Source organism: Roseixanthobacter liquoris (genome assembly GCF_043195135.2).
GTDB lineage: Bacteria > Pseudomonadota > Alphaproteobacteria > Rhizobiales > Xanthobacteraceae > NCEH01.
In genome coordinates this window covers 3,133,922-3,153,131 of sequence record NZ_CM195537.1, presented here as the reverse complement: position 1 = coordinate 3,153,131, position 19,210 = coordinate 3,133,922, and the positions used below count along the sequence as shown (strand labels likewise).

Annotated in this window: 17 protein-coding genes; 14 read left to right on the top strand and 3 right to left on the bottom strand. The window is 68.2% G+C overall.

Translation table 11 applies throughout. From position 1 onward, the window contains the following. On the top strand, positions 1-771 hold the full coding sequence (locus V5F84_RS14125) for an ATP12 family chaperone protein (RefSeq protein WP_394044978.1): 771 nt from the start codon (positions 1-3) through the stop codon (positions 769-771). A 15-nt stretch (positions 772-786) separates the two neighbouring features. On the opposite strand, the gene V5F84_RS14120 is transcribed toward V5F84_RS14125, so the two are convergent. Next, positions 787-2,772 carry a tetratricopeptide repeat protein gene (locus tag V5F84_RS14120; protein WP_394044976.1) on the bottom strand — a complete coding sequence of 662 codons (1,986 nt, stop codon included), beginning with the start codon at positions 2,770-2,772 and terminating at the stop codon, positions 787-789. Between the two features lie 140 nt (positions 2,773-2,912). Between V5F84_RS14120 and V5F84_RS14115 the strand changes: the two genes are divergently transcribed. Together V5F84_RS14115 and V5F84_RS14110 are read left to right on the top strand one after the other, a co-directional pair. Next, a complete protein-coding gene (locus V5F84_RS14115) occupies positions 2,913-3,710 on the top strand; it encodes a mechanosensitive ion channel family protein (RefSeq protein ID WP_394044974.1) in 798 nt (265 codons plus the stop codon). Between the two features lie 58 nt (positions 3,711-3,768). Next, entirely contained in the window at positions 3,769-4,176 is a 408-nt protein-coding gene (locus V5F84_RS14110; RefSeq protein ID WP_394044972.1) for a TfoX/Sxy family protein, read from the top strand. 89 nt (positions 4,177-4,265) lie between these two features. On the opposite strand, the gene V5F84_RS14105 is transcribed toward V5F84_RS14110, so the two are convergent. Beyond that, positions 4,266-5,852: a DEAD/DEAH box helicase gene (locus tag V5F84_RS14105; protein WP_394044970.1), complete on the bottom strand. Its 1,587-nt coding sequence runs from the start codon at positions 5,850-5,852 to the stop codon at positions 4,266-4,268. 294 nt (positions 5,853-6,146) lie between these two features. Between V5F84_RS14105 and V5F84_RS14100 the strand changes: the two genes are divergently transcribed. Then, positions 6,147-7,325, top strand: a complete 1,179-nt coding sequence (locus V5F84_RS14100; protein ID WP_394044968.1) for an MFS transporter — start codon at positions 6,147-6,149, stop codon at positions 7,323-7,325. 11 nt (positions 7,326-7,336) lie between these two features. Here the strand turns inward: V5F84_RS14100 and parE are convergent, their stop codons facing one another. Further along, on the bottom strand, positions 7,337-9,373 hold the full coding sequence (gene parE / locus V5F84_RS14095) for a DNA topoisomerase IV subunit B (RefSeq protein ID WP_394044966.1): 2,037 nt from the start codon (positions 9,371-9,373) through the stop codon (positions 7,337-7,339). A 232-nt stretch (positions 9,374-9,605) separates the two neighbouring features. Between parE and argC the strand changes: the two genes are divergently transcribed. The 10 genes from argC (at position 9,606) to V5F84_RS14045 (ending at position 19,207) form a co-directional block, all read left to right on the top strand. After that, entirely contained in the window at positions 9,606-10,661 is a 1,056-nt protein-coding gene (gene argC / locus V5F84_RS14090; protein WP_394044964.1) for an N-acetyl-gamma-glutamyl-phosphate reductase, read from the top strand. 227 nt (positions 10,662-10,888) lie between these two features. Next, a complete protein-coding gene (gene gatC / locus V5F84_RS14085; RefSeq protein WP_394044962.1) occupies positions 10,889-11,176 on the top strand; it encodes an Asp-tRNA(Asn)/Glu-tRNA(Gln) amidotransferase subunit GatC in 288 nt (95 codons plus the stop codon). Then, positions 11,173-12,657 (top strand): Asp-tRNA(Asn)/Glu-tRNA(Gln) amidotransferase subunit GatA, encoded by a 1,485-nt coding sequence (gatA, locus tag V5F84_RS14080; protein ID WP_394044960.1) that lies wholly within the window; start codon positions 11,173-11,175, stop codon positions 12,655-12,657. The genes gatC and gatA overlap by 4 nt, the downstream gene beginning before the upstream one ends. Further along, positions 12,645-12,977, top strand: coding sequence for a chorismate mutase (locus V5F84_RS14075; protein ID WP_394044958.1), 333 nt, complete (start codon positions 12,645-12,647; stop codon positions 12,975-12,977). The genes gatA and V5F84_RS14075 overlap by 13 nt, the downstream gene beginning before the upstream one ends. Before the next feature lie 159 nt (positions 12,978-13,136). Further along, a complete protein-coding gene (gene folD, locus V5F84_RS14070; RefSeq protein ID WP_394045026.1) occupies positions 13,137-14,006 on the top strand; it encodes a bifunctional methylenetetrahydrofolate dehydrogenase/methenyltetrahydrofolate cyclohydrolase FolD in 870 nt (289 codons plus the stop codon). A 154-nt stretch (positions 14,007-14,160) separates the two neighbouring features. Beyond that, positions 14,161-14,541 carry a 4a-hydroxytetrahydrobiopterin dehydratase gene (locus tag V5F84_RS14065; protein WP_394044956.1) on the top strand — a complete coding sequence of 127 codons (381 nt, stop codon included), beginning with the start codon at positions 14,161-14,163 and terminating at the stop codon, positions 14,539-14,541. Positions 14,542-14,548: 7 nt separating this feature from the next. Next, positions 14,549-15,865 (top strand): formylmethanofuran dehydrogenase, encoded by a 1,317-nt coding sequence (locus V5F84_RS14060; protein WP_394044954.1) that lies wholly within the window; start codon positions 14,549-14,551, stop codon positions 15,863-15,865. Beyond that, positions 15,862-17,511 carry a formylmethanofuran dehydrogenase subunit A gene (locus V5F84_RS14055; RefSeq protein ID WP_394044952.1) on the top strand — a complete coding sequence of 550 codons (1,650 nt, stop codon included), beginning with the start codon at positions 15,862-15,864 and terminating at the stop codon, positions 17,509-17,511. The genes V5F84_RS14060 and V5F84_RS14055 overlap by 4 nt, the downstream gene beginning before the upstream one ends. Continuing rightward, on the top strand, positions 17,508-18,407 hold the full coding sequence (fhcD, locus tag V5F84_RS14050; protein WP_394044950.1) for a formylmethanofuran--tetrahydromethanopterin N-formyltransferase: 900 nt from the start codon (positions 17,508-17,510) through the stop codon (positions 18,405-18,407). The genes V5F84_RS14055 and fhcD overlap by 4 nt, the downstream gene beginning before the upstream one ends. Beyond that, a complete protein-coding gene (locus V5F84_RS14045; protein ID WP_394044948.1) occupies positions 18,404-19,207 on the top strand; it encodes a formylmethanofuran dehydrogenase subunit C in 804 nt (267 codons plus the stop codon). Before fhcD ends, V5F84_RS14045 begins: the two co-directional genes overlap by 4 nt. The last annotated feature ends 3 nt before the right edge of the window (positions 19,208-19,210 follow it).

Genomic DNA, 19,210 nt, shown 5'->3' with positions numbered 1-19,210 from the left:
ATGCGTGATCTTCTCGAAGGCATAGAGACGACCGGCATCGACCCAGCGGAATCCGTGCGCGCCGCCCAGCGGGTGACGTTGCCGAAGCGCTTCTATCAGGCGGCGGGCGTCGGCACGGATGGGGACGGCTTCACCATTCTCCTGGATGGGCGGCCGGTGCGCACCCCCGCCCGCGATATCCTGCGCCTGCCCACGCGCGCCCTCGCCGAAGCGGTTGCCGCCGAATGGGACGCGCAAGTGGGCGAGATCAACCCCCACGCCATGCCCCTGACGCGCCTCGTGAATGTGGTGCTGGACGGTGTGATGCGCGATCCCGCCGCCTCCGCCGCCGAGGTGGTGAGCTATGCCGGCACCGATCTGCTTTGCTATCGCGCCGATGGGCCGGAGCGGCTGGAGGCGCAACAGGCGCAGGCCTGGGACCCGGTGCTGGACTGGTTCCGCGATGTGCATGGCGCCCGCTTCTTCCTCAGCACCGGCGTGCGCCATGTGAAGCAGCCGGACGAGACCTTGGCGCGCATCGCCGACCTGGTGCCGCAGGAGCCGTTCCGCCTGGCGGCCGTCACCTCCATGACTGCGCTCACCGGTTCGGCCCTTCTGGCGCTGGCGGTGGCCCATGGCGCCATCGATGCCGACACCGCCTGGACCGCCGCCCATGTGGACGAGGCGTGGAATCGTGCCCAATGGGGCGAAGACGAACTCGCGGCCGCGCGCCACGCCGCCCGCAAGCTGGAAATGGATGCGGCTGCGCGCCTGCTCGCGCTGCTGAACTGAGGCCGGGCGGGTTCCTCAGGCGGCTTTTGCCGCCATGCGCGACTTTACGTCTTCCGCCATGCGGGTGAAGACGGCGCTCCAGTCGCCCGGCACATCCTGGCGGAACAGGCGCACGCTCGGATACCACGGGGTGTCCTCCCGCACCGCGAGCCAGCGCCAGTCGCAGCCGGCGATCAGCGCCAGCAGGGCCGGGCGGCCGAGCGCGCCGGCCAGATGGATCATGGCGGTGTCGCAGGAAATCACGAGATCGCACGCCGCGAGGATGGCCGCGCTGTCGAGAAAGGTCTCGCCCGGCGGATCGATGGCGCCCAGGTGCTCGACCGCGAACGGCAGGTCGGCGGCTTCCGCCTGCTCTTCGCCCGGCCCCTTCTGAAGCGAGAGGATGCGTACGCCGTCCAGCGCCGCGACAGGCGCCAGGGCGGCGAGCGGAAAGGCGCGGCTCATGCCGGCTTCACCCTTGGGATTTCCCGCCCAGGCCACGGCGATCTTGAACCCACCCTCTCCGAGCCTCTGCCGCCACGCCTCGATGCGCGCGGGCTGCGCCTTCAGATAGGGGGCAAAAGGCGGCAGCGTCTGCGGCGTCAGATGGAGCAAATGCGGCACGCTCATCAGCGGCGCCCACCGCGCCGGTTCGCGCAGTCCCATGGCCTTTTCGATGCTCATGACGCCCGCGATGCCTTCGATCCCCGATAGGAGGGGCAGCATCTCGGGCGTGGCCGCGAGCGCCACCTTGTGGCCGAGGCGCCCGAGCAGCGGGGCGAAGCGGGCGAACTGGATGATGTCGCCGCGCCCCTGCTCGGCCTGGAGCACGAGCAGGCTCTTCTGGTCCGGCTTGTCTCCGGTCCAGCGCGGATAGGGAAGTTCGGCATAGCCCTTCTGGCGCAGCTCGTTGCGGCGCTCGAACAGCGGCAGGCCGCGCATCCAGTCGCCGCTGCGCAGCCGCGCGGTGGCCAGCAGAAACGCCACTTCCGGATGGGCCGGCGCCGCCTGCACGAGGGTGTCCAGGTCCCTGCGCCCGGCATCGGGCTCGCCAAGGTCCATCAGGAGTTGGGCCCGCAGAATGCGGGCGCGAATGAAGGCGGGATCGCGGGCGAGCGCGCGGTCCAGATCGGCGATCGCTTCGCGATGCCGCCCCACGGTGGAGAGGAGCAAGGCGCGGGGATAAAGAATCTCCGCCCGGTCCGGCGCCAGCTCCACGGCGCGGGTGGCGCTCTCCACTCCTTCGGAAAAGCGCCGCAGGTCCAGCAGCACGCTGGCGCGGTTGGCATGGGCCTGCGCGGCGCGGGGATCAAGCGCCAGCGCCCGGTCCAGCAGTTCCAGGGCCTCCTGCGGGCGGTCCAGATTGCGCAGGGCGAGCGCGGTATTGGATAGCGCGTCCACATTGTCCGGTTCCGCCGCCAGCACGGTCTCGAACGCGGCGAGGGCCGGCGCGTAGCGCATGAGGGCGCTCAGCGAGACGCCCCGGTTGAGATGGGCTGCGCCCATGTCGGGGGCCATGGCGAGCGCGGTGTCAAAGGATTTGATGGCGTCCTCATGCCGCTCCATCTCCTGCAACAGCGCGCCGCGATTGAGCCAGCCTTCCGGCCGGCGCGGCGCGAGGCGCAGGGATTCGTCATAGGCGCGCAGCGCCTCGGTGCGGCGGCCGAGGGCGCCGAGCAGGCCGGCGCGGCTGTCCCAGGCATCGGGATTTTCCGGGGCGAGCGCGATCGCCCGATCATAGGCCGCCAGCGCATCCGCCAAGCGGCCGAGCCGCTCCAGCGCCAGGCCGAGGAGATCGAAGGCCCGCGCATCCTGCGGGGCGGCCTTCGTCGCCTCGGTCAGCAGGCGTGCGCCCTCTTCCAATTGTCCGCCCTGGCACCGCAGCCGGCCGAGCCGGAACAGGGCTTCGCCGTCTTGCGGCACGGCGCGCAGCCTCTCGCCGTAAAGCGCCGCCGCTTCGTCCAATTGGCCGGAATCGTGAAGGGCGATGGCCCGGTCGAGAAGGGAGGAGGGTGCGGGCATGGTCCGACGCTGCCGATAAGGGAGCGGCACCATATTCATTCGCGCGGCCGGCCGGAACCCCGCACGGGCGCCGGCGAACTTATTGCATCGCCGCGCGTTTGCCTCTTCAATCCCCTCAACACAGCAGCGAGGCCTTGGCGATGGATATCGATACCGAACACCTGGGCGAAGTGGCGGTCGTCTACGGCTTGAATGTGGTCTACGCGCTGGTCCTGCTGGGCGTGGGCTGGTGGATCGCCAGGACCGTCGAGGGGCTGCTGATGCGCGGCCTGGGCGCGACCGGGCGGATCGACGTGACCGTGGCGAGCTTTCTCGCGAGCCTCGCCAAATATGGCGTGCTGGTGTTCGTCCTGGTGGCCGTGCTTCAGCGCTTCGGCATCCAGACCACCAGCATCATCGCTGTGTTGGGCGCCGCCTCCCTGGCCGTCGGTCTCGCTTTGCAGGGCACCTTGTCCAACATGGCGGCCGGCGTGATGCTTCTGATCTTCCGTCCGTTCCGCGTGGGCGACGATGTGGAGGTCGCCGGAAAGGCCGGCACGGTGAAGGCGCTGACCCTGTTCACCACCGAGCTGGCGAGCCCCGCCAATGTGCAGATCCTGATCCCCAACGGGCAGGTCTGGGGCGCGGCGATCCTGAACAAATCCGCCTATCCGGCCGGCGATTCGACGGTCTCGGTGGCACTGGAAGTGGCGACCAGCGTGGATGTGGACGCGCTTCGCGCCAAGGCGCTGGCCTTCCTCCAGCAGGATGCCCGGGTGCTGCCCGCGCCCGTGCCGAGCGTCATCCTCGGCAAGCTCGGCTATGATCGCATCGAACTCACCATCACAGCGGCGACCAAGCCGGCCGATGCGGCGGGCGTGAAGGAAGCGCTGCTGGAGCTGCTGCGCCCTCTGCTCTATGTGTCGTCTTCGGAAAAGCCGGCGCTGGTCTCGCCTTAGACGTTAGCCTCGCCGCTCGGACCCTCGCCACTCTGAACCCTCGCCGCTCGGGCTTGCCGTGACAACAGACGATATTCGCGAACTGTTCGCATCCTTCGGCCCGGTCGACGTGCGCCGCATGTTCGGCGGTGCCGGGCTTTATGCGGACAGCACCATGTTCGCGCTGGAGGCGGGTGGCGAACTCTATCTGAAGGTGGATGACGGCTTCGCCTTGGATCTGGCGGCGCGCGGCTCGGTGCCCTTCAGCTATGAAGCCAAGGGCCGGCGCACCATCATGTCCTATTGGAAGGTGCCGGAGTCGGCGTTGGACGATGGGGACGACCTGGCCGCGCTCGCCCGTCGCGCCTTGGACATCGCCCGTGCTGCCCGCCGCGCAAAGCCTGCGTCGCGGGGGCGGCGCAAGGCACCTGCTGCTGACAAGGCGGCTCCCGCCAAGCGGGCCAAACCGGCAGCTGGCGGGCACTGAGACAGCAGGAAAAGGTCCGGGCAGCGCGGGGACAGATCTGCTCGCAGAACCGTGTGGGGCGGGGCCGGTGCGGCCCACGCCCCGAGGGGTCAGCTTGTGGCCTTCACACGCACCGGGCGCAGAAGGAAGGCGGGCAGGTGGGACATGTCCGCCGGCTCGTTCACCGGGGGACGCTCGCGCCGGGCGGGACGGCTCGCCTCGCGCGGTTCGCGGGGCGCGCTCTCGCGGGCAGCCACCTCGCGCGCCGGGGCCGGGCGCTGTTCGCGCGGCGGACGCGGCTCGCGGGGCGGACGGGCCTCGCGGGCGGGTGCTGCCGCAACCTCGACAGGCGCCGCCTCTTCGCGCGGGGCGCCGTCGCGGGGTGCACCGTCGCGGGGTGCACCGTCGCGCGGCTTGCGGTTGCGGGTGTTCTGGCGCTCGGTGCGCGGCACGTCGCCGTCTTCCGGGCGGGCGGCGCGGCCCTTGTCGCGACCACGGCCACCCTCGCGGCCCTTGTCGCGGCCGCGCTTGTCGCCGGCGCCGGTGCGGCGCTCGCGCGGCGGGGCTTCGCCGAGCGGCTCGCCCTGCCAGGGAATGGGATTGCCGATCAGCTTCTCGATTGCGGCGAGGGACTTCAGGTCGTCATGGGTCATCAACGCGATGGCCATGCCGCTGCGGCCCGCGCGGCCCGTGCGCCCGATGCGGTGGACATAATCCTCCGCATGATGGGGCACGTCATAATTGAAGACATGGCTGACGGCGGGGATATCGAGACCGCGCGCCGCGACGTCGGACGCCACCAGCAAGGTGGCCTCGCCGGAGCGGAACTGGTCCAGCGCCTGGGTGCGCGAGCGCTGGTCCATGTCGCCGTGCAGGCATACCACGTTGAAGCCGTGCTTCTGGAGCGAGCGGTGGACCACCGAGACTTCGCTCTTGCGGTTGCAGAAGATGATGCCGTTCTGCAAGCCGTCTGCCGCGCGGATCAGTTCGCGCAGCTTCTCGCGCTTCTCGTAATCCTCCCGGCCCGTCGCGACCAGGACCTGGGTCACAGTGGTCGCCGTGGAGGCGGGCTTGGAAACTTCCACCCGCACCGGATTTGAAAGGAATTGCGAGACGAGCCGCTGGATTTCCGGCGGCATGGTGGCCGAGAAGAAAAGCGTCTGCCGGGTGAACGGCACCAGCTTGCAGATGCGCTCGATGTCGGGAATGAAGCCCATGTCCAGCATGCGGTCGGCTTCGTCGATGACGAGCACTTCGATGCCCGAGAGCAGGAGTTGCCCGCGCTCCACATGGTCGAGCAGCCGGCCGGGGGTGGCGATGAGCACATCGACACCGCGCACCAGCTTGGTGTTCTGGTCGCCGAACGACACGCCGCCGATCAGCAGCGCGACATTGAGCTTATGGTTCTTGCCGTAGCGGGCGAAGCTGTCCTCGACCTGGGCTGCGAGTTCGCGCGTCGGTTCAAGGATGAGGGTGCGCGGCATGCGCGCCCGTGCCCGGCCCTGCTCCAGCAGGGTCAACATGGGAAGGGTGAAGGCGGCGGTCTTGCCGGTGCCCGTCTGCGCCAAGCCCAGCACGTCGCGCCGGGCGAGAACGTGCGGAATGGCTTGCGCCTGGATGGGCGTGGGCGTTGTGTACCCGGACGCCGTGACGGCCGAGAGGACTTTTTCGCTCAGGCCGAGTTCGGAAAATGACATATCGTCGCTTAATGCGGCAGCGCTCCGCTTATCGCAGGCCCCGTGCCGTACGGGGCTGGGCGAGCGGTCGTCGCTCGGCGCGCTTGGATTCGAAATAATCGGACGACACCTTGTAAAGTAAGGATTTTGTGCGCTGTGTCAATGCTTCTCATTGAACCTGCCATGCGTCGGGAGAATTGCAACCCGCAACGCCATGCGCCGGCGGCCTTGACCCCTTGCGGAATGGGCGTCAAGGAAGCCACCCGCGCCACCTGATTTCCGGTCGGCGTCCCGCCTCCCTCCGGCAGTGCCGACATGCCCTTTCTTCTGGTTCTCGGTCTGGCCGGGTTCGCCAGCGCGTTCTCGATGCGCGCGGTCGACCCCATGCTTAACCTGCTGGCCGCGGACCTCGCCGTGACGCTGCAACGCGCGGCCTTGCTCGCCAGCGCCTTCTCGCTGCCCTACGCGGCCATGCAATTGGTGTTCGGCCCCATTGGCGATGCCGTGGGCAAGGTGCGCTTGATCCGCGTGACGCTCTCCATGCTCTGCCTCGGGCTCATCGGCTGCGCTCTTGCGCCCAGCCATGACGCCCTGCTGGCGGGGCGCATTTTCTCCGGCGGCTGGGCTGGTGGGGTGATTCCCGTTGCTCTGGCAACCGTCGGGGATCGCGTGACCATGCAGCAGCGCCCCCAGGCGCTCGGACGGCTATTGATGGCGATCGTGCTGGGCCAGCTCGGCGGCGCCATGGCATCGGGGATGATCTCGACCCTGATCGGATGGCGCGCTGTGTTCTGGTGCGCGGCGGCGGTGGCCGGGACGGCGGCTCTGGGCGCGATGTTCTTCCTCGGCGAGACTGCGATCCCGCAGCGTCCGTCCCTGCGCGGGGCGCTGGCGCGCTATGGCGTGGTGTTCGGAAATCCCCTCTCGATCCGCCTGTTTCTGGTCGCAGCCATCGAAGGGGGGCTGATCTTCGGCGTGTTCCCGTTCGTCGCCGCCCATATGGTCGGGCGCGCGCTGGGTGATGCGGTGGAGGCGGGGTTCGCGCTCGGCATGTTCGGCGTGGGCGGGGTGATCTACACCTTCCTGGTGGCGGTTCTGGTGCGCCGGCTGGGTCTCTCCGGCATGGCCGGGATCGGCGCGACGGTGGCGGGCCTGTGCCTGATCGCCATCGCGGTGGTGCCCTCGCTGGGACTGATGCTGGCGCTGTTCGGCGTGCTCGGTTTCGGCTTCTACATGATCCACAACACCTTGCAGATCATGGCCACCGAGCTGGTGCCGACAGCGCGCGGCTCTGCGGTCGCGCTTTATGCGACCTTCTTCTTTTCCGGCCAGGCTCTGGGTGCGCTGCTGGCGGCGCAACTTATCGGCATCATCGGGCCGGTGGAATTGTTCGCCGGCGCCGGCGTCTGCCTGATCGCGCTCGCCTTCCCCGCCTCGCGCCTGCCGCGCCGGCTCGTGCCGGCCACGCCGGAGCCCGCCGATCCCTCCGCCTGAGGGACCGCGCGTCAGATATCCAGCAGATCCTCGCCGGCAAACGCCGCGCGCTCGGAAATGAAGGCGAAGCGCGCCTCCGGCTTGTTGCCCATGAGGCGCTCCACAAGATCCGCCGTATCGGCCTGCGCCGCCGCCTCGATGGTCACGCGCAGCATGGTGCGCGTGTGCGGGTTCATGGTGGTTTCCTTGAGCTGCGCCGGCATCATTTCGCCGAGCCCCTTGAAGCGGCCGATCTCCACCTTGCCCCGGCCGGAGAATTCCTTCTTCAGCAATTGGTCCTTATGGGCATCGTCGCGGGCATAGAGCGTCTTCGCGCCCTGGGTGATGCGGTAGAGCGGGGGCACCGCCAGGAACAGATGGCCCTCCTCGATGAGCTTCGGAATCTGCCGATAGAAGAAGGTGACGAGCAGGGAGGCGATATGCGCCCCATCCACGTCGGCGTCGGTCATGATGACCACCTTCTCATAGCGCAGGTCCGCTTCGCGATACTGGGCGAGCGTGCCGCAGCCGAGCGCCTGGAGCAGGTCCGACAATTGCTGGTTCTGGGCCAGCTTGTCGCGCCCGGCGCTGGCGACATTGAGAATTTTGCCACGGAGCGGCAGCACCGCCTGGGTCTTGCGATCGCGCGCCTGCTTGGCTGAGCCGCCGGCCGAATCGCCCTCGACGATGAAGATCTCCGAGCCCGCCGCCTCGGTATTGGAGCAGTCCGCGAGCTTGCCCGGCAAGCGCAGCTTGCGCACCGCGGTCTTGCGGGAGATCTCCTTCTCCTGCTTGCGACGCAGGCGCTCTTCCGCGCGCTCCACCACATGGTCCAGCAGCCGGTTCGCCTGCACCGGATTGGCGGCAAGCCAATGGTCGAGCGGATCGCGCAGCGCCTGCTCGACGATGCGCGAGGCTTCCGCAGTGGCGAGCCGGTCCTTGGTCTGGCCCTGGAACTCCGGCTCGCGCACGAATACCGAGAGCATGGCCGCGCAGCCGGTCGTGACATCGTCGCCGATCAGGATGGCCGCGCGCTTGGCCTGGCCGATGCGCTCGGCATAATCGCGCAAGCCCTTCAGCAGCACCAGGCGAAGGCCATTCTCGTGCGTGCCGCCGTCATGGGTGGGAATGGTGTTGCAATAGGAGGAGATGGCGCCGTCGCCGTCGGCCACCCAGGCCACCGCCCATTCCACCGAGCCGTGGCCGCCCTGCTTCTGGATGCGGCCGGCGAAAATCTCGCCATGCACCAGCGTCTGGCCTTCCAGATCGCCGGCGAGATAATCCTTGAGGCCGCCGGGGAAGCGGAAGGTCATCTTCTCCGGTACGCCGGTGGTGCCCACCAGAAGGGCGGGATCGCACGACCAGCGAATTTCCACGCCGCCAAACAGATAGGCCTTGGACCGCGCCATGCGGAACACGCGGGCGGGATCGAAATGCGCGCCCGCGCCGAAGATTTCCGGGTCGGGATGGAAGCGCACCTTGGTGCCGCGGCGGTTGGTGATGCGGCCGACCTCGGCCAGCGGGCCGAGCGGTGCGCCTTTGGAGAAGCTCTGGCGATACAGGGTCTGGTTGCGCGCGACCTCGATCTCCAGATGGTCGGACAAGGCGTTCACCACCGAGACGCCGACCCCGTGCAGGCCGCCCGAGGTCTCGTAGACCTTGCTATCGAATTTTCCGCCCGCATGCAGGGTGGTCATGATGACTTCGACGGTGGACTTGCCGGGGAACTTGGGATGCGCCTCCACCGGAATGCCCCGCCCGTTGTCGGTCACGGTCAGCGTGCTGTCGGCGGCGAGATGCACCTCGATGAAGGTGGCATGCCCCGCCACCGCCTCGTCCATGGAATTGTCGATCACCTCGGCGAACAGGTGATGCAGCGCTTTGACATCCGTGCCGCCGATATACATGCCGGGGCGGCGCCGCACCGGCTCCAGCCCTTCCAGCACCTCGATATGGGCGGCGGTATAGTCGCTCGCCATCTCGGGCACGGCGGCGGGCGCCTTGGCGCGCGGGCTCGGGGCCTTGCGGGCAGGGGCGGGCGCGGCAAACAGATCGTCGTTATCGGACATGTGGCTCTTTAGGTCGCTTCGGGGCGAATCGCCGCCGGCCATCATGCCAGGGCGAGGGAACGAAAGGGAACATACCGGAAACGCGCGCAGCGCGGGACTGGTCACTTATCCCTGTCTTTCGCCTGATATGGGATCGGTGTACAGACCCCCGACCGAACACGCCCGCGCAGCGTCCTGCGCGCGGACGCGCACGGCCTAACGTCGCACGGCCCCCAGCGGGCGGGAGAAGGACATGTCGGACACAGCAAAGGCACGGATCGCGGTTCTTGGCGCCTCGGGTTACACCGGGTCCGAACTCGTGCGCCTTCTGCTGCGCCATCCCCGTGTCGAGCTCGTCGCCCTGACCGCGGATCGGAAGGCCGGCCAGTCCATGGCGGACGTGTTCCCGCAGTTCGCGCCCTATGCGCTGCCCAAACTCGTCACGATCGACGAGGTGGATTTCAACGCGGTGGACCTCGTGTTCTGCGCGCTGCCGCATGCGACCACCCAGGACGTCATCAAGAAGGTGTTCGAGCAGGCGCCCAATGTGAAGGTGGTGGACCTGTCCGCCGACTTCCGCCTGCGCGATCCCGGCGCCTATGAGAAATGGTACGGCCATCCCCACGGCGCGCTCGATCTCCAGAAGGAGGCCGTCTTCGGCCTGGTCGAGATCTATCGGGACGAGATCAAGAAGGGTCGGCTGATCGCCAATCCGGGTTGCCACACCACCACTTCCATCCTGCCGGCCGTGCCGCTGCTGGAAGCCGGTGCGATCGAGCCCGAGACCATCGTCATCGACAGCAAGACGGGAATGTCCGGCGCCGGCCGCTCGGCCAAGGAGGCGATGCTGTTCTCCGAGGTGTCGGAGGGCATCCATGCCTATAGCGTCGGCTCGCATCGGCACATGGGCGAACTGGATCAGGAATTCACCAAGGCCGCCGGCCGCCCGGTGGCGCCCATGTTCGTGCCGCACCTCGTGCCCATGAACCGGGGCATCTATGCGACCCTCTATGTGCGCACCACCGGCGCCAAGGCGGAGGATCTCCACAAGATCCTCGTGGATTTCTACAAGGGCGAGCCGTTCGTCCATGTCCTGCCGTTCGGCCAGGTGCCGCAGTCGCGCCATGTGCGCGGCTCCAACATGGTGATGATGGGCGTCGTCGCCGACCGTGCGAGCGGCCGGGCGATCGTGCTCTCCACCCTGGACAATCTGGTGAAGGGGGCTTCTGGCCAGGCGGTGCAGAACATGAACCTGGTGCTGGGCTATCCCGAGACGCTCGGCCTGGAGCAGATCGCGCTCATGCCGTGAGCGCTGCGCCATGATGCGTTGCGGGCCGCTGCTGCATGCGGCCCGCGCTTTCGTGCCCGCCGCCATTGCCTCGTAAATCGCCGGCTTGCTATAGCGGCGGGGAAGGGCGCGGAGGGCGTGCGGAAAATTGCAGCGCTCGCGTTCGGAACATGCTTCAACCGCTTGCGGTTGAACCATCTGTTGGCGCCGACCCGTAAAATGGGCGCGGTGCGTGCTGGGAGCTGTCCATGTCCGTCGATCAGGCGACCGTCCGAAGGGTTGCGCATCTGGCGCGCATCTCTGTGCGCGAGGAGGAACTCGCCCCCCTTCAGGAGGAATTGAACGCCATTCTCGCTTTCGTCGAGCAATTGTCTGCGCTCGATGTTTCCGGCGTCGAGCCCATGAGCGGTGTGATCCCGCTCAGCCTGCCCCTGCGCGAGGATCTGGTGACCGACGGCCATTATCCTGAAAAGATCCTCGCCAATGCGCCCGATGCCGAGGGTGGCTTCTTTACCGTGCCGAAGGTGGTGGAATGACCGCGCTCAATCAGCTCACCCTCACCCAGGCGCGTGAAAAGCTGGCGCTGCGGGAGTTTACCGCGGTCGAACTGACCCAGTCCTATCTCGACGCCATGGAAAAGGCGCGCGGCCTCAACGCCTATCTGGAGGAGACTGCGGAAAAGGCGCTCGCCATGGCGGCGGCCAGCGATGCGCGCATCTGCAATTCCGAAGGCGGCCCGCTGGAGGGCATGCCCATCGGCGTGAAGGACATGTTCTGCACCGATGGCGTGGCCACCACGGCCGGCTCGCGGATTCTCGAAAATTTCGTGCCGCCCTACGAATCCACCGTCACCGCGCAGCTCTGGCGCGACGGGGCGGTGATGCTGGGCAAGCTCAATAATGACGAGTTCGCCATGGGCTCGTCCAACGAGACCTCGGCGTTCGGCCCGGTGATCTCGCCCTGGCGCCGCGATGGGGATGCCTCGCTGCTGGTGCCCGGCGGCTCGTCCGGCGGCTCGGCGGCGGCGGTGGCGGCGTTCCTGTGCGCCGGCGCCACCGGCACGGACACCGGCGGCTCGATCCGCCAGCCCGCCGCCTTGACCGGCACCGTAGGCATCAAGCCGACCTACGGGCGGTGCTCGCGCTGGGGAATCGTCGCCTACGCCTCCTCGCTCGACCAGGCCGGCCCGTTCGCACGCACCGTCAATGACGCGGCCCTGCTGCTGCGCTCGATGGCCGGACACGACCCGAAGGATTCCACCAGCGTGGACCTGCGCGTCCCCAATTACGAGGATGCCGTGGGTGCCTCGGTAAAGGGCAAGCGCATCGGCATCCCGCGCGAATATCGTGTCGAGGGCATGTCGCCGGAGATTGTCGAATTGTGGGAGCAGGGCGCGGCGATGCTGCGCGATGCAGGCGCGGAGGTGGTCGACATCTCGCTGCCGCACACGCAATACGCACTGCCGACCTATTACATCGTCGCCCCGGCGGAGGCCTCCTCGAACCTCGCGCGGTATGACGGCGTGCGCTACGGCCTGCGGGTACCTGGCCGCGATGTCGCGGAGATGTATGAGCGCACCCGCGCCGCCGGCTTCGGGCCGGAGGTGCGTCGCCGCATCATGATCGGCACCTATGTGCTCTCCGCCGGCTATTACGATGCCTATTACCTGCGGGCGCAGAAGGTGCGCAGCCTCATCAAGCGCGATTTCGACGACGTGTTCGCGCAAGGCGTGGACGCCGTGCTGACGCCGACCACGCCCTCGCCCGCCTTCGGCATCGGCGAGAAGAGCAAGGCCGATCCGGTGGAGATGTATCTCAACGACGTGTTCACCGTGACGGTGAACCTCGCCGGCCTGCCGGGCATCTCGGTGCCCGCCGGCTTCTCGGCGGATGGCCTGCCGCTGGGCTTGCAGATGATCGGCCGCCCGTTCGAGGAGGAAACGCTGTTTTCCCTTGCCCAGGTCATCGAGGATGGCGCCGGCCGCTTCCCGGTGGAAGACCTGTGGTGGGCCAAGTGAGCACCGGCGCGCGGCCGCAACGGGCGGGCATTCCCGCGGCCCTTGCGGACGCGCGCGACGCCATCGACGCCATCGACGACCAGATCGTCGATCTGCTGGTTCAGCGGCTGGCGGTGGTCAAGAATGTGGTGGTCGTGAAGGAGCGGGAAGGCATTCCCGCTTTGCTGCCGGACCGGGTGGAAGAGGTGGTGGAGCGCGTCGGCCAGCGCGCCGCCGCCGCCGGCCTGCCGCCGGACCTGACCGAGCGGCTGTGGCGCGATCTCATCGAATGGACGATCGCCTACGAAGACCACCACCTGGGCGACCGACACCCCGGGTGAGGCGGCCAGGGTGTAAATTTTCTCTTTACGAAACTTTTTATCCCTTTAAGACATGGGTCGAGGCGCCGCGCGGGCGCTGGACCGATTTGTCTTGAACGGCGCGCGACATCTGCCGACAAGGCGCAGCGTGTCAGTGTGCGTTCGCAGGGGACGAGTGTGATCGAAACCAAGCTTATCGATGGAAAGGCCTTCGCGGCCGATCTGCGGGCCCGCATCGCGGCCGAGGTTGTCGACCTCACGGCCCGCTCCGGCGTGAAGCCCGGCCTCGCTGTGGTGCTGGTGGGCGAGGACCCCGCAAGCCAGGTCTATGTGCGCAACAAGGCCGCCCAGACCGCCGAAGCCGGCATGGCTTCGTTCGAATTCAAGCTGCCGGTGGAGACCGCGGAAGCGGATCTGCTGGCGCTGGTGGCCAGGCTCAATACCGATCCGGCGGTGCATGGCATTCTCGTGCAATTGCCGCTGCCGGGCCATATCGATACCAACAAGGTGCTCTCCACGATCGATCCGGCGAAAGACGTGGACGGCTTCCACGTGGTCAATGCCGGCCGGCTCGCCGTGGGCCTGGACGCGCTGGTGCCGTGCACGCCGCTCGGCTGCGTGATGCTTCTTAAGCATCATCTGGGCAATCTTTCGGGCTTGAAGGCGGTGGTGGTGGGGCGCTCCAACATCGTCGGCAAGCCGGCCGCGCAATTGCTGCTGCGCGAGGATTGCACCGTCACCATCGCCCACTCGCGCACCCGCGACCTGCCGGGCGAGTGCCGCACCGCCGACATCCTGGTGGCCGCTGTCGGCCGGCCAGAAATGGTGCGCGGCGACTGGATCAAGCCCGGCGCCACCGTGATCGACGTGGGCATCAACCGCGTGCCCAAGGGCGACGGAAAGACCCGGCTCGTGGGCGATGTCGCCTTTCAGGAAGCGCAGGGCATCGCCGGGCTGATCACGCCGGTTCCCGGCGGCGTCGGCCCGATGACAATCGCCTGCCTGCTCCAGAACACGTTGACGGCGGCCAAGCGGCAGCACGGGTTGTGAAAGTGAACCGGGACGGGTTTGCGCCCGTCCCGGAAGATGTTAGCTCTATTCCCAAGAACGGACGCATGGCCCGGACCTCCGGAGCACTGCAACGACAAGCGGATAACCGCCGCAGCGTCTTGATCGGGACCCCCCGCTGAAGGAGGCGCGCGACATGCCTGTCGACCGCAAGAGGACGTTTTCTCCCGAAGAAGTCATGGCGCGTCTTGCGTCCGATCTGCCCCACTGGCGGCTGGAGGACGGCTGGATCCGCCGCACCTACCGCACCAACAGCTGGAAGGGCACGCTGATGGTGATCAACACGGTCGGCCATCTCGCGGAGGCCGCCTGGCATCATCCCGATCTCACCGCCTCCTACGCCTGGGTCGAGGTGCGCCTCATGTCCCATGACGCCAAGGGCATCACCGAGCGCGACTTCGCCTTGGCGCGGAAGATCGAGGAGGTGGTGCAATGGCAGCCCGGCGCGGAGGAGGGCGGCCCGCTGGAGGGGACGCCGGCGAACGATCTGCGCTTCGCCTATCTCAAATATGATTGACCCTGCCATGCCTTCCACCGCGAAATCCCGCATCGTGACGGACGTGGTGTGCGGATTTTGCGGCCTGGGGTGCGACGACCTGGAAGTGAGCGTCCAGGGCCGGGCCGTACGCCCACTCGCCGCTTGCCCGCAGGGGGCGGCGCTGCTTGAACGGTCCGACGGTGCGCCGCCGGTGCCCCGCGTGGCGGGACGGGAAACCTCGCTCGAGGAGGCGGCCGCGCGCGCCGGCGCCCTGCTCCGCGCGAGCCGATCCGCCGTGTTCTCCGGGCTCGGCGCGGACGTGGACGGGCTGCGCGGCGTGTTCGATCTCGCCATGCGGTTCGGAGCCAGCTTCGATCATGCAGCCTCAAGCGGCCTGTTCCGCAATCTCGATACGCTTCAACGGCGCGGCTGGATCGCCACTACCCTGGCGGAGGTTCGCAATCGCTGCGACCTGCTGGTGGTGGTGGGCGCGGACCCGACGCCCGACTTCGCCCGCTTTTTCGAACGCACCCTGCCGCCCGCATCGGCCGAGGCGCCCGCCGGCGGGGAGGACGACGCCCCGCTGTTCACGGAGCGCGGGCACCCGCGCCGCGTGGTGTTCCTCGGAGATCTTGCGGGGCCGGCCGCCCGTGCGGCTCTTGCCGGCCACGATGTCTCGCACCTCCCCCTGCCGCCGGCGCTGCTGGCCGATGCCATGGCAGGCCTCAGCGCGTTCGTGGACGGGCGCCTGGTCAAGGCGCTGGGCGGCGCTTTCGACGGCGCACTGGGCGCGGCGCTCGCCGAGCTGGCAGGCGCGCTCAAGGCGGCCCGCTATGGCGTGTTGACCTGGAATGCCGGCGCGCTCGACCCCGTCGAGGGCGAGCGCATCGTCGGCCATGCCGCCGCCATCGTGGCCACGCTGAACGAGACCACGCGCGCGGCGGTCTTTCCCCTCGGCGGGCGCGACAATCTTATCGGCGCGCATCAGATGGCGCTCTGGCGCTTCGGCTATCCATTGCGCACGCTGGTGGCGCACGGCGAGGCCAGCCATGCGCCGGGGCTTTATGCCACCAGCCGGGCGGTACGGGATGCCGACCTGCTGCTGCACGTCAGCGCCTTTCGCCCCGATCCGCCGCCCGCCTTCTCCTCCGGTCCCCTGATCGCGCTGGGCCATCCCCACACGGAGTTTCCGCGCGAGCCGGACGTGTTCATCCCCGTGGGTACGCCGGGCATCGATCATGCGGGCCAGGTCTTTCGCATGGACGGCGTCGTGTGCCTGCCGCTCCCGAAGCTGCGGGAGGCTGGCTTGCCAAGCGTGGCGCAGGCCGCCGCCGCGATCCAGACATCGGGGAGGGCGCGTTGAGGGTTCGGATTACGAACGGGCGGATCTTCGACCCCGCCTCCGGCGCGGTCGATCAGCTGGGGACCGTCCTGATTGAGGACGGCCGCATCGTCGCCGACGATCCCGCCCTGCGCGCCGACGAGACGCACGATGCCGCGGGCTGCGTGGTGATGGCGGGCGGCATCGACCTGCACAGCCATATCGCCGGCGGCAAGGTGAACCTTGCCCGCCTGCTCATGGGGGAGGATCGGCGTGCCAATCCCGAACCGTTCGGCGCCTTCTGCGGGTGCGGCGGCGGCGTTGCGGCGCCCACCACCCATGTCACCGGCTGCCGCTATGCCCAGATGGGCTACACCGCCGTGTTCGAGCCGGCCATGGTCGGCGCCAACGCCCGTCATGCCCATCTGGAGATGGCGGACATTCCGAACATCGACACCGGCGGCTTCCTGGTGCTGGGCAATGACGATTTCCTGCTGCGCCTGATCGCGCAGGGCGAGAGCCAGACCGCCATCAATGATTATGTCGCCTGGATGCTTTCGGCGACGCAGACCTGCGCCATCAAGATCGTCAATCCCGGCGGGATTTCCGCCTTCAAGTTCAATGCCCGCAGCCTCGATTTGGACGAGGCCGGGCCGTTCTACGCCCTCACCCCGCGCCGGGTGCTCCAGACCTTGCAGCGGGCGGTGACGGAGCTGGGCATTCCCCATCCCATCCATCTGCACGGCTGCAATCTCGGCGTCCCGGGCAACGTGGCGACGACACTGTCCACCATCGGCGCCACCGAGGGCTTTCCGCTCCATCTCACCCATGTGCAGTTCCACGCCTATGGCAAGGACGGCGACCGGCGCTTCTCGTCCGGCGCGGCGGAGATCGCGGCGGCGGTGAATGCAAATCCCCACATCAGCGTGGACGTGGGGCAGATCATGTTCGGCCAGACCGTGACGGCCTCCGCCGACCTGATGGCGCAATATCGCAACCATGCGATCGCCAGCCCGAAGAAATGGGTGGGGATGGACATCGAGTGCGATGCCGCCTGCGGCGTGGTGCCGTTCGCCTATCGCGACACGTCGTTCGTCAACGCCCTGCAATGGGCCATCGGCCTGGAATTGTTCCTGCTGATCGAGGACCCGTGGCGAGTGTTTCTCACCACCGACCATCCCAACGGCGGGCCGTTCACCTCCTACCCCCATCTCATCCGATTGCTGATGGATCGGGATTTCCGTGCCGAGCAGCTCGCCCGCCTGCACAAGGCGGCGCGGGCGCACACCAATCTTGATGGGCTGAAGCGCGAATATACGCTGGAGGAGATCGCCGTCGTCACCCGCGCCGCGCCGGCCCGCACGCTGGGCCTGAAGGATCGCGGCCATCTCGCTCCCGGCGCCATTGGCGACGTTGTGCTCTACGCGGACATGGCGGATCGCGAGGCCATGTTCAGCGCGCCCCGCCTGGTGCTGAAAGATGGCCGGACCATTGTGCGCGACGGCGAGATTGTCGATCTCGTGCAAGGGCGCACCTATGCGGTGAAGCCGCCGTTCGATCCGCTCATGGATAAGCGCATGGACCGCTGGTTCGACGAAGCCATCGGCCTCAAGGCCAAGCATTTCCGCATTTCGGACGGGGAGATCCGGGGCGGGCAGGGGCCGAGCATCGTGGAGTGCGCGCCGTGAATGTGAACGGGGTCGAGATCCGCGACAGCTTCGCCGAAGCCTTTCCCATGGCGGGCACGCGGCTCGTCATCACCGCCGACACGCCGCGCTGGGCGCGCACCGCCGCGGTGGCGCTGACGGGATTTGCAACCTCGGTGATCGGCTGCGGCTGCGAGGCGGGGATCGAGGGGGAAATCGCACCGGAGGACTCGCCCGACGGGCGGCCCGGCATCTCCGTGCTCATCTTCGCCATGTCGCTGAAGGATCTGAAAAAGATCGTGCCGGCGCGGGTTGGCCAATGCGTGCTCACGGCCCCCACCTCCGCCTGCTATGCCGGTCTCGAAGAGGGGCCGCGCGTGCCGCTCGGCCGGGCCCTGCGCTATTTCGGCGACGGGCACCAGATCGCCAAGAGCATCGAGGGACGCCGCTTCTGGCGCATCCCGGTGATGGAGGGCGAGTTCGTGTGCGACGACGTCACCGGCAGCACGCCGGATGCGGTCGGCGGCGGCAATTTTCTCATCCTGGCGCGCTCGCGCGCGGCAGCGCTGAACGCGGCGGAACGGGCGGTGGATGAAATGGCCAAGGTGCGGGGCGCAATCCTGCCATTTCCCGGTGGCGTGGTGCGGTCCGGCTCGAAGATCGGCGGAAAATATGCCGGCATGATCGCCTCCACCAACGATGCCTATTGCCCGACCTTGCGTGCGAACGTGGAGAGCGCTTTGCCGGGGGATGTTGAGAGCGTGCTTGAAATCGTCATCGACGGTTTGTCCGCCGCGGATGTCGGCGCATCCATGCGCGCCGGAATTTTCGCCGTGTGCGCGCTCGGCGCGGCGGCGGGCATCGTCGCCATCGATGCGGGAAATTATGGCGGCAATCTCGGCCCGTTCCATTTCAAGCTGCGGGAGCTGATGGCGTGAGCGGCCATGACCTCAGGCTACGGGCATCGCTCGACGCGCGTCTCGACCTGTCGGGGCTGACGCCGCACGCGCTCGCCACGCTCAGCCAGAGCGAGGTGGAGCGCCTGCCGCTTGCCTATGGCACCGCGCGGGTGCCGTTAGGCGAATTGTTCGCCGTCACGCCGGCCCCGGTCGATGTCCTGCTGGTCAGCGGCGATCCGCGCATGGATTTCGTGGGAGCCGGCCTTGCGTCCGGCGAGCTCAAGGTGTCCGGGTCTCTCGGGGCGTTCGCCGGCGCGCAGATGAGCGGGGGGCGTCTCACCATCGAGGGCGATGCCGGCGAGGGCGTCGGAACCGGCATGTCGGGCGGGCGGATCGAGGTGCGGGGCCAAGCGGGCGCCCGGCTCGGCGGCCCCTTGCCGGGCGTGCGCCTCGGCATGACGGGTGGCACGATTGAGATTCGGGGTGCTGCCGGACCGCTGGCCGGTCTGAACATGCGCGGGGGCCTGGTGCTCGTTCACGGCGACGTGGCCGAGCATGCGGCGCGCGGCATGATCGCCGGCACCATCGCCATCGCTGGCGCCCTCGGCGCTCAGCCCGGTGCCGGCATGAAGCGCGGCACGCTGCTGCTGGCGCGCGAGCCGCTTTTGCTCGGCCCGGGATTCGGCGATGCGGGCGAGCACGATCTTATCGCGCTGCGCCTCTTGGCCCGGCGCGTGCCGCTGCTTGCCGGGGCATTCGGCGGCATTTCCGGCCGAGCGCGGCGCCATGTCGGCGACCGGCTTGCGGGCGGGGAGGGCGAATTGCTCTGGCTGTATTGAACC